The organism is Streptomyces cinnamoneus (assembly GCF_014650495.1).
Classification (GTDB): domain Bacteria; phylum Actinomycetota; class Actinomycetes; order Streptomycetales; family Streptomycetaceae; genus Streptomyces; species Streptomyces cinnamoneus.
In genome coordinates this window covers 364,662-372,553 of sequence record NZ_BMVB01000006.1, presented here as the reverse complement: position 1 = coordinate 372,553, position 7,892 = coordinate 364,662, and the positions used below count along the sequence as shown (strand labels likewise).

Here is a 7,892-nt window from a genome sequence, read left to right as displayed (position 1 = left end):
GGAAGACCGGTAACGGTTGGAGCTGACTGGTACTAATAGGCCGAGGGCTTGTCCTCAGTTGCTCGCGTCCACTGTGTAGGTTCTGAAGTAACGACCTGTGTCATTGCCGGGTTGGTTAACTTCATAGTGTTTCGGTGGTCATAGCGTTAGGGAAACGCCCGGTTACATTCCGAACCCGGAAGCTAAGCCTTTCAGCGCCGATGGTACTGCAGGGGGGACCCTGTGGGAGAGTAGGACGCCGCCGAACAATTATTCAGGAAGCCCTGGTGGGACCCTTTCGGGTCCTGCCAGGGCTTTCTTGCATTTACCGGCCACTTCACCGGCCGTTTCAGCGGCCCGCCGTCCCTCCCCCGACCGCCGTCCCCCGGCCCCTTCGCCCCCTCCGCGCCCGCCCAACTCGCCTGGGGGTAAAGTCGTGGGACATCGTTGGTACATATCCCCCACAGGAGGCCCCCGGGTGGAGGTCCAGGAGACGCGCGTTCAGACCGACCGCGTCCTCACCATCCCGAACATCCTCAGCATGGCGCGCCTCGTCGGCGTACCCCTCTTCCTGTGGCTGATTCTTCAGAAGCACGACGGCTGGGCTCTCCTCGTCCTGGCGCTCAGCGGCGTCAGCGACTACCTCGACGGAAAGCTCGCCCGGCGCTGGAACCAGATCAGCAGCCTCGGCCGGCTGCTCGACCCCGCCGCCGACCGGCTCTACATCCTCTCCACCCTCTTCGGCCTGACGTGGCGTGAGATCCTCCCCCTCTGGATGACCCTGGCCCTCCTCGCCCGCGAAGCGATGCTGCTGGTCATGGTGTGGATCCTGAGGCGCCACGGTTATCCGCCGCCGCAGGTGAACTTCCTCGGCAAGGCCGCGACCTTCAACCTGATGTATGCCTTCCCGTTGCTGCTTCTCAGTGACGGTGAGGGCTGGTTGCCCTCACTCGCCGCGATTTTCGGATGGGCGTTCGCCGGATGGGGTACAACCCTGTATTGGTGGGCAGGGATCCTCTACGTGGTTCAGGTCCGCCGCCTGGTGAAGGCGGACGCCACGGCCGACTGACATCGCCCCCGTCACGGGCTTTACCTGGCGTGAAGTCGGCATGACCGTCGTCTCTCAAGGAGGACGCTTCCGACATGAAGGCCGTCGTGATGGCCGGTGGTGAAGGCACTCGCCTTCGCCCCATGACCTCAAGCATGCCCAAGCCGCTCCTGCCGGTGGCCAATAGGCCGATCATGGAGCATGTGCTGCGCCTGCTCAAACGGCACGGGCTCACCGAAACCGTGGTGACTGTGCAGTTCCTCGCCTCACTCGTGAAGAACTACTTCGGTGACGGTGAGGAACTGGGCATGGAGCTCACCTATGCCAACGAGGAAAAGCCACTCGGCACGGCGGGCAGCGTCAAGAACGCCGAAGAGGCGCTCAAGGACGACGCCTTCCTCGTCATCTCCGGCGATGCCCTCACGGATTTCGACCTCACGGAGCTGATCCGGTTCCACAAGGACAAGGGCGCCCTCGTCACCGTCTGCCTCACCCGGGTACCCAATCCGCTGGAATTCGGCATCACCATTGTCGATGAGGAGGGCAGGGTCGAACGCTTCCTGGAGAAGCCGACGTGGGGCCAGGTCTTCTCCGACACCGTCAATACGGGCATCTACGTCATGGAGCCCGAGGTCTTCAACTACGTGAAGGCCGATGTGCCCGTCGACTGGTCCGGGGACGTCTTCCCGCAGCTGATGAAGGAAGGCAAGCCCGTCTTCGGTTATGTCGCCGAGGGCTACTGGGAGGACGTCGGCACCCACGAGAGCTACGTCAAGGCCCAGGCGGACGTCCTGGACGGCAAGGTCGACGTCGACATAGACGGTTTCGAGATCTCGCCCGGCGTCTGGGTGGCCGAGGGCGCCGACGTGCACCCCGACGCGACCCTGCGCGGCCCGCTCTACATCGGCGACTACGCGAAGGTGGAGGCCGGCGCCGAGATCCGTGAGCACACGGTGGTCGGCTCCAACGTCGTGGTCAAGAGCGGTGCCTTCCTCCACAAGGCCGTGGTGCACGACAACGTCTACGTGGGCCAGCAGAGCAACCTGCGCGGCTGCGTCATCGGCAAGAACACCGACATCATGCGCGCCGCCAGGATCGAGGACGGAGCCGTCATCGGGGACGAGTGCCTCGTCGGCGAGGAATCGATTATCCAGGGGAACGTCCGGGTCTATCCCTTCAAGACCATCGAGGCGGGTGCGTTCGTCAACACCTCGGTCATCTGGGAGTCCCGCAGCCAGGCCCATCTCTTCGGCGCGCGCGGCGTGTCCGGCATCCTCAACGTGGAGATCACGCCGGAGCTCGCGGTGCGGCTCGCCGGGGCGTACGCGACCACGTTGAAGAAGGGCGCGACCGTCACCACGGCGCGTGACCATTCACGGGGTGCCCGTGCGCTCAAGCGCGCGGTGATCTCGGCCCTGCAGGCCAGCGCCATCGACGTCCGCGACCTGGAGAACGTACCGCTGCCGGTGGCGCGCCAGCAGACCGCGCGGGGCAGCGCCGGCGGCATCATGATCCGCACGTCGCCGGGCGTGCCGGACTCGGTGGACATCATGTTCCTCGACGAGCGCGGCGCCGACCTCTCCCAGGCCGGGCAGCGCAAGCTCGACCGGGTCTACGCCCGCCAGGAGTACCGGCGCGCGTTCCCCGGGGAGATCGGGGACCTGTCCTTCCCGTCCAGCGTCTACGACTCCTACACGGGATCGCTGCTGCGGTCCGTGGACACCACCGGTGTGGCCGAGGCCGGCCTCAAGGTCGTCGTCGACGCCTCCAACGGCAGCGCTGGTCTCGTCCTTCCCAGCCTCCTCGGCCGGCTGGGCGTGGACGCGCTCACCATCAACCCCGGGCTCGACGAGGCACGGCCGACGGAGACCGCCGACGCGCGCCGCTCCGGGCTCGTACGGCTGGGGGAGATCGTGGCGTCGGCGCGGGCAGCGTTCGGCGTTCGGTTCGACCCGGTGGGCGAGCGGATCTCCCTCGTGGACGAGCGGGGACGCATCGTCGAGGACGACCGGGCCCTGCTGGTGCTGCTGGACCTGGTCGCGGCCGAGCGGCGCAGCGGGCGCGTGGCGCTGCCGGTGACGACGACGCGCATCGCCGAGCAGGTGGCCGCGTACCACGGCACGCAGGTGGAGTGGACGACGACGTCACCGGACGACCTGACGCGGGTCGGCCGGGCCGAGTCGACCATCTTCGGCGGCGACGGCCGGGGCGGCTTCATCGTGCCGGAGTCCAGCAGCGTCTTCGACGGTACGGCCGCGTTCGTCCGGCTCATCGGGCTGGTGGCACGGACGCAGCTCACCCTCAGCCAGATAGACGCCCGAATTCCGCGCGCTCACGTCCTGCGCCGCGACCTGGCGACGCCGTGGGCGGTCAAGGGCCTGGTCATGCGGCACGTCGTGGAGGCCGCGGGGGACCGGTCGGTCGACACGACCGACGGGGTGCGCGTGGTCGAGGCCGACGGGCGCTGGGTGATGGTGCTGCCCGACCCGGCCGAAGCGGTGACGCACCTGTGGGCCGAGGGCCCTGACGACGCCTCGGCCCAGGCGCTGCTGGACGAGTGGTCGGCCGTCGTGGACGGTGCCGGGCGCTGACACCGTGCACGGGCCGCCCCGGACGTCGTCCTGATGTCCGAAGGGCGGCCCGTGCGGGGCGGGTGGGGCGTCGTTTCCCTGTTCCTGGATTGTCCCGGATCTGTCCCGGATCCGGCGCGCCGGTGGGGCCATTGGGAGACGACGGCCCCGACGTGCGACGATGTGCGGCATGTCGCAGCAGCCCCCCGTTCGGAGCACCTCATCGCCGCCTCCGCGCCCCGATGCCTCCATGTCGCTGCTGACCAATGTGATGGATCACAGCCTGGACGAGGGCTACGCGGAGGCCGCGGCGCGGCGTGGTGAGGGCGGCAAGGGCCTTCCGAGCACGCTCCGTGCCAAGTTGGGGCTCGCCGCCGCGCTGCTGCTGTCGGCCGTGGTGGTGACCCTGGGTGCGGCGCAGGCGCGGATATCGGCACCGACGCTGGCCAAGGAGCGCGAGCAGCTCATCCAGCGGATCGAGGCGGAGACGTCGGCTGCCGACACGCTGCAGGAGAACGTCGACACCCTGCGGGACGCGGTCGGCTCGAAGCAGCGTGACGTGCTGCAGAAACACGGTGGGGACAAGGCGGAGTTGGTGTCGCTGCTCGCCGGTGCCACGCCCGTGCAGGGCCCCGGGGTCAAAGTGGTCGTCGACGATGCGAAACAGTCCAAAACGGGTGGCGGTGGCCCCCGGGAGAGCAGTGGCTTCTCCGACACGGGGCGCGTGCGCGACCGCGACATGCAGCGCATCGTCAACGGCCTGTGGCAGTCCGGTGCGGAGGCCATCGCCATCAACGGCCAGCGGCTGACGTCGCTGTCGGCGATCAGGGCCGCGGGGGACGCCATACTGGTCGACAACAAGCCGCTGGTGCGGCCGTACACGGTGCTGGCGATCGGGGACGGTCAGCGGTTGAGCACCGCGTTCCAGGACAGTGCCGACGGCCAGTATCTGCACGTTCTGCAGCAGAACTACGGGGTGCGCGCCAGCATTTCCGCCCAGGACGAGGTCCGGCTGCCTGCCGCGCCGAGTCTGATCGTACGTACCGCAAAGCCAGGGAAGGGCACATCGTGATCGCCGTATTGGGCCTCATCGTGGGAGTCGTGGTCGGGCTGGTCGTCCGCCCCGTGGTGCCGACGGCGGTCGAGCCCTACCTTCCCATCGCCGTGGTGGCGGCGCTGGACGCGGTGTTCGGTGGTCTGCGGGCGATGCTCGACGGGATCTTCGACGACAAGGTCTTCGTCGTGTCGTTCCTGTCCAATGTGGTGGTGGCCGCGCTGATCGTCTTCCTGGGCGACAAGCTCGGCGTCGGGGCACAGTTGTCCACGGGTGTCGTGGTCGTCCTGGGTATCCGTATCTTCTCCAACGCGGCCGCCATCCGGCGGCACATCTTCCGGGCGTGAGACCGATGAGCACAGACGACACCCCGGAGATGTCCGGAGAGCCGGGCCGGCCCGAGAAGGCCGGGGAGCCGAAGAAGCCGGAGAAGGCCGAACGGCCGGAGGAAGCGCAGGAGCCGCAAGAGCCGCAAAAGCCGCAGCCCGGTGGTGACCCGCGCAAGGGCGGCGAGGCCGGCGCGGCGCAGGAGCCCGGGGAGCCGAAGGGCCCGGACGGGCCACGGCAGCCCGAGTCGCAGCCCGAGCCCGAGTCGCAGCCCGAGCCCGAGCCGGAGCCCGGAGCGGCCCCGCAGGACGGTGCCGTGCCCCGAAAGGAAAGCGCTCCGGCGGCCGCGCCGTTGACGGGACGTCAACGGTTGATGAACGGGCTGTGGCCCCCGAGGCTGACACGGGCCCAGCTCACCGTGGCGGTGCTGCTGTGCGTGCTCGGGCTCGGGCTGGCCATCCAGGTCCGGTCGACGAGCGACAACAGCGCGCTGCGCGGGGCCCGCCAGGAGGACCTCGTGCGCATCCTGGACGAGCTCGACAACCGCACCAAGCGGCTGGAGGACGAGAAGCGCCGGCTGGACAATCAGCGGACGGAGCTGGAGTCCAGCTCCAACCAGGCCGCCGAGGCCCGTAAGCAGACGGCGCAGAAGGAGGAGCAGCTCGGCGTGCTCGCGGGTACGGTGGCGGCGCAGGGGCCCGGCATCGAGCTCACGGTGAGCGACGCGAAGGGTGCGGTCGAGGCGGACAAACTCCTCGACACCATCCAGGAGCTGAGGGCCGCGGGGGCGGAGGCGATCCAGATCAACGACGTCCGGGTCGTGGCCGACACCTATTTTTCCGGCTCTGCCGGAAAGGTGGAGATCGATGGGAAAAAGGTCTCCCAGCCCTATAAGTTCAAGGTCATCGGCAAGCCGCAGGACCTGGAGCCCGCGCTGAACATCCCTGGTGGTGTGGTGCAGACTCTGGAGAAGGAGCAGGCGGGAGTCAGTGTCTCCCGGTCTGAGAAGATCATTGTCGACGCCTTGCGCCCGGCGAAGCGGCCTGACTACGCTCGGTCGTCATCGCAGTGAGAGTGGCGCGCAGACGGGGCCCGCGGGGAGGGCGGGAGGTTGCGGGGGGTCGGCGCACCGGGTTCGTGGTGCGTGATGGAAACTGTCTGTTGACTGCGGACGTTGTAAGGATGTCCAGGTCGGACGGTGTGTGCAGCAAGGGTTTGTCCTGCCCCACGGGCGGGTCTGTTTCGGTCAAGGGGAATCGCCCGTGAAGTTGTTTGCGAAGTTGTTCGGCAAGAGCGCACGCCAGGAGGGCGGTACCGCCCGGCACCGGGCCGCGCGTCCGGTGGACGGCGGCGAGGGGGGCCACGAGGGTCGTCCGCTGTTCCGCGACCAGATGGACGCCGCGGGGATGCCGGGAGGCGACATTCCGGGCAGTCAGGGCGCGTCCTCTGTTGACCCTGCCCAGGCGGGGCGCATAGGTTTCGAGGCACCAGCGACCTCAAGTGCGGGTGGAGGGTTTGCCTTGCCGGTATGTACGAGGTGTGGCCACCGGAACGCCGAGGCCAGCCGGTTCTGTTCCAACTGCGGCGCGCCGCTGCGGCCGGGAGCCGTCGCCGAGCGTGCCTCGGAGACGACCTCGACCATTTCCATCTCCGGTCTTGAGGCGTACGACTCGGAGACGACCGGCCAGACGGCGATCCCGGCCCTGTCGCCCGAGGCGCAGGCCGCCGTCGACGCGCTGCCGTTGGGCTCGGCGCTGCTGGTGGTCCGGCGCGGCCCCAACTCCGGCAGCCGCTTCCTGCTGGACGCCGACGTCACCACGGCGGGCCGGCACCCGCAGAGCGACATCTTCCTCGACGACGTCACCGTCTCGCGCCGGCACGTGGAGTTCCGCCGGGAGCAGGACGGCAGCTTCACCGTCACCGACGTCGGCAGCCTCAACGGCACGTACGTCAACCGGGAGCCCATCGACTCCGTCGCGCTGTCGAACGGCGACGAGGTGCAGATCGGCAAGTACCGGCTGGTCTTCTTCGGCAGCCAGCGGGGCATCTGACCCTCTCCCGGACCCCGGTCCGGGTGCACCTCCAGGGAGGGCCATGCTTCGGACACCGTCGGGCGGTACCGGATCTTCCGGTGCCGCCGGTGCGGAAGGCCGGCTGGTGAGCATCGGCACGGTGCTCAACCTGCTGCGCGAGGAGTTCCCCGAGGTCACCATCTCCAAGATCAGGTTCCTGGAGGCGGAGGGCCTGGTCGAGCCGCGGCGCACGCCCTCCGGCTACCGCAAGTTCAGTACGGACGACGTGGAGCGGCTCGGGTACGTCCTGCGGATGCAGCGCGATCACTACCTCCCGCTCAAGGTCATCCGCGAGCAGCTGGACGCCCTGGCCCGGGGTGAGCGGGTCCAGCTCCCCGCCCCCGCCCAGCCCCGCGACGTGCTCGACCTCCTGGAGGCCCCGGAGGGCCCGCAGGAGGCCGACGGGGGCCCCGGCGGCCCGGAGGGCCGCACGGCCGCCCGCATCGGCAGGGCGGAGCTCCTGGCCACCGCGGGCGTCACGGAGGGCGAGCTGGTCGAGTGGGAGTCCTACGGCCTGCTCTGTGCCCACCCGGACGGCGGATTCGACGTCGATTCCGTGACGATCGCGCGGCTGGTCGCGGACCTGGGCGGATTCGGTCTGGAGCCGCGCCACCTGCGCGCCGTGAAGGCCGCCGCCGACCGCGAGGCCGGACTTATCGAACAGGTGGTCGCACCGCTTCGCAGGCACCGCAACCCGCAGACCAGGGCGCATGCCGAGGCCACCGCGAAGGAGCTGGCCACCCTGGCCGTGCGGCTCCACGCGGCCCTGGTGCGGGCCGCCCTGCACCCCCGGGGACAGTGACGCACAGTGCCCGACTACCCAAACCTGCCGGGCACGTCCT

General features: G+C 69.0%; 7 protein-coding genes and 1 rRNA gene. All 8 read left to right on the top strand.

Annotated features, from left to right (window positions below; translation table 11 throughout):
• Positions 1 to 130 precede the first annotated feature (130 nt).
• Positions 131 to 247: ribosomal RNA gene (gene rrf, locus IE182_RS12075) — 5S ribosomal RNA — on the top strand.
• Between the two features lie 210 nt (positions 248 to 457).
• Positions 458 to 1,048, top strand: a complete 591-nt coding sequence (gene clsA / locus IE182_RS12070) for a cardiolipin synthase ClsA (RefSeq protein WP_190109727.1) — start codon at positions 458 to 460, stop codon at positions 1,046 to 1,048.
• 74 nt (positions 1,049 to 1,122) lie between these two features.
• On the top strand, positions 1,123 to 3,618 hold the full coding sequence (locus IE182_RS12065; RefSeq protein ID WP_190109726.1) for a mannose-1-phosphate guanyltransferase: 2,496 nt from the start codon (positions 1,123 to 1,125) through the stop codon (positions 3,616 to 3,618).
• A 169-nt stretch (positions 3,619 to 3,787) separates the two neighbouring features.
• A complete protein-coding gene (locus IE182_RS12060; protein WP_190109725.1) occupies positions 3,788 to 4,669 on the top strand; it encodes a DUF881 domain-containing protein in 882 nt (293 codons plus the stop codon).
• Positions 4,666 to 4,998: a small basic family protein gene (locus tag IE182_RS12055; RefSeq protein ID WP_071964751.1), complete on the top strand. Its 333-nt coding sequence runs from the start codon at positions 4,666 to 4,668 to the stop codon at positions 4,996 to 4,998. The genes IE182_RS12060 and IE182_RS12055 overlap by 4 nt, the downstream gene beginning before the upstream one ends.
• Before the next feature lie 5 nt (positions 4,999 to 5,003).
• Positions 5,004 to 6,050, top strand: coding sequence for a DUF881 domain-containing protein (locus IE182_RS12050; protein ID WP_229844745.1), 1,047 nt, complete (start codon positions 5,004 to 5,006; stop codon positions 6,048 to 6,050).
• Between the two features lie 130 nt (positions 6,051 to 6,180).
• Positions 6,181 to 7,029: an FHA domain-containing protein gene (locus IE182_RS32750; protein ID WP_373303544.1), complete on the top strand. Its 849-nt coding sequence runs from the start codon at positions 6,181 to 6,183 to the stop codon at positions 7,027 to 7,029.
• A gap of 43 nt (positions 7,030 to 7,072) precedes the next feature.
• A complete protein-coding gene (ftsR, locus tag IE182_RS12040; RefSeq protein WP_190109724.1) occupies positions 7,073 to 7,852 on the top strand; it encodes a transcriptional regulator FtsR in 780 nt (259 codons plus the stop codon).
• The last annotated feature ends 40 nt before the right edge of the window (positions 7,853 to 7,892 follow it).

Coding starts and splice junctions, on each gene's coding strand:
- IE182_RS12050 (WP_229844745.1), top strand. CDS start 5,004: ATGAGCACAGACGACACCCCGGAGATGTCCGGAGAGCCGGGCCGGCCC.
- IE182_RS12065 (WP_190109726.1), top strand. CDS start 1,123: ATGAAGGCCGTCGTGATGGCCGGTGGTGAAGGCACTCGCCTTCGCCCC.
- ftsR (WP_190109724.1), top strand. CDS start 7,073: ATGCTTCGGACACCGTCGGGCGGTACCGGATCTTCCGGTGCCGCCGGT.
- IE182_RS12060 (WP_190109725.1), top strand. CDS start 3,788: ATGTCGCAGCAGCCCCCCGTTCGGAGCACCTCATCGCCGCCTCCGCGC.